At 43.5% G+C, this 2,269-nt stretch carries 2 protein-coding genes; one reads left to right on the forward strand and one right to left on the reverse strand.

Annotation, left to right across the window (positions count from 1 at the left end; translation table 11 throughout):
* A partial coding sequence (locus BV372_RS09795; protein WP_218776702.1) for a transposase occupies window positions 1–1,277 on the forward strand: 1,277 nt, incomplete at its 5' end.
* A gap of 263 nt (window positions 1,278–1,540) precedes the next feature.
* Here the strand turns inward: BV372_RS09795 and BV372_RS09800 are convergent.
* The coding region (locus BV372_RS09800; protein ID WP_143845052.1) for a DUF3365 domain-containing protein at window positions 1,541–2,269 on the reverse strand (729 nt) is incomplete at its 5' end.

Here is a 2,269-nt window from a genome sequence, read left to right on the forward strand (position 1 = left end):
TGCTGATTAGAAGAAACAAGCACTGGAACGATAGCTGTATGGAAATTATACAAAGCCTGGTAGAAAAAATCGGCGTTTTGGGCAAACCGGGAGTAAAGGTGATGACAACGCTGTTTGCAACGATATTGATTACATGCGGTAAGGTAAATTTTACCAACTTGAGTCGCTACAGCAGTTTGAGCGAGAAAACCTATCGACGACAGTTTCACAGACAGTTTGACTTCGCCCAGTTCAACGCAGAAATTATCAAAGCAGCAACCTCTTTACAGCACCCGATGATTGCCGTGATGGATTGCTCATTCATTTCCAAAAGTGGGAAAAAGACCTTTGGACTTGACCAATTTTATAATGGTAGTCACAATCGAGTCGAGAGAGGATTGGAAGTGTCCTTGGTGGCGGTGATAGATGTAGAAACTCAAGTGGGCTTTGGTCTGCTTGCTGAACAAACATTTGACCAAGGCGAATGTCCAGAACTGACACGGATGGACTACTATCTCCACCACCTGGAAATTACTCAACCTCAATTACCTCCCCAAGTTCGCTATCTTGCTGTGGATGGAGCATATGCCAAAGAAGCATTTGTCACGGGGGTGAGGGCGCTCAAGCTGGATGTGATTAGTAAACTGCGCCGAGACGCGAATCTACGATATGTGTTTGAGGGTGAACAAAAAGCACTCTTAGCTAAACGTAAATATGATGGCAAAGTTGATCTAACCGACCCTACTCGCTTGAGTTGGGTACGCGAACTGCAATCAGGGCTTGAACTCTACACAGCAGTTGTATGGCACGTTTCACTCAAACGCAAGATCCGTCTGGCTTATTTACTTGACCGCCGTCAGCCTCACAAACCGAGTTATGCTGTCTTATTCTCGACAGATATCAGCCAATCGCCAGACGAAATTTATCGTTTCTACAAACTGCGCTTTCAAATCGAATTCATCTTCCGTGATGCTAAACAGTTTACCGGACTGAGTGATTGTCAAGCCCGTGATGTTAAAAAGCTTGATTTTCATGTAAAGCTCGCCGGACAGAATCTTCTGTCCGGCAGACTTTACTTCAATGTCAGTTTCACTGCCTTAAATCTTGCCAAGCTCGATGCTTATCGACAGCAGTCGGGTCAACAACCCTTTGTCTTTTCAATGGCGAGTGTCAAACGACGCTCCCTCAATGACCATTTGCTCGACACGTTTATTTCAAAGTTAGGCCTTTGTGCGACTGTAATTAAATCCCATCCTAACTACCAAAGCCTACGATCTTACGGCGTTATTGCTGCCTAATTTTGTCCGAAGTATTGTTAATATAACAAGCCAATGCAATGGCATAACAGGGCGATGCAATGGCATAACAAGCCGATGCAATGGCATAACAAGGCGATGCATTGTTAAATTTAGGGGAGCCAGTGCGTCGCGCTAGTTTCCCGCGTTGTAGCAACTGGCGTTGTGTTATACCGTAGGGCAAAGCACCTTGAATATAGAAATAATTTTAGTTATTTTTTATACTCTTATTTTTAAGCCAAAAGTCAAGATTCCATAATCATTTGTTATTTCTCCGCGTCACCGTGTCCCTGCGTCCCCTCATCTTCTCTGCTCCCTTGCCTAATCTCCTTAGCTGTTTGTTGCAATTTCTGGAAATAATCGCTTTCAGTAATCTCCGTAACTTCATGTATGAGTTTGTCCCGATCGATTTGCACCTGCAACTGTTGCAACTGTTGGGATAGTTGCTGTTCGCGATCGCAAACTTCGCGTACCATTTTCTGAAAGACCCTTCCTAGTTGCCCTAATTCATCGGTGCGTTGGGCGATTTGGGTGAGTGCTTGGCGTTCTAAATCTCGAACTTCAGTAACGCTAACTGTTTCTCTACTAATTGTTTGGGCAAGTTGAACCATTGGTTTTAAAGGTTGAATTACTCTCCATTTGAGTAAATAATTAATCGACACGATAACTAATGCAAATATGCCAATAAAGATGCTGACGAATAAAAAAAGTGCTTTGTGGGCGTTAGCAAACACTTCACTTGCAGGGATATAAATAATTTGAGTACCGACAACTTGATTTAACTTCCAGCCGTAACCGTTTTGTGTACCGTAGCGTTGAACGTGACTTTTGGGCGCTTGATCTGGTTTACCATGACACAACAGACAGCTGGAATTGCTGACAGTTAATGGTTGAGCGCTGTAAAAGAGTTTTTCCCCAGCTTGCGAGCGAAAATCAGAGAGAGTTTTTAAAGTGCGATCGCTCTCAAACCGTTCAATTAATTTTGCCTCAAATCG

The sequence above is a fragment of the Nostoc sp. T09 genome (genome assembly GCF_002154695.1).
In the GTDB taxonomy this organism is placed as follows: Bacteria; Cyanobacteriota; Cyanobacteriia; order Cyanobacteriales; family Nostocaceae; genus Aulosira.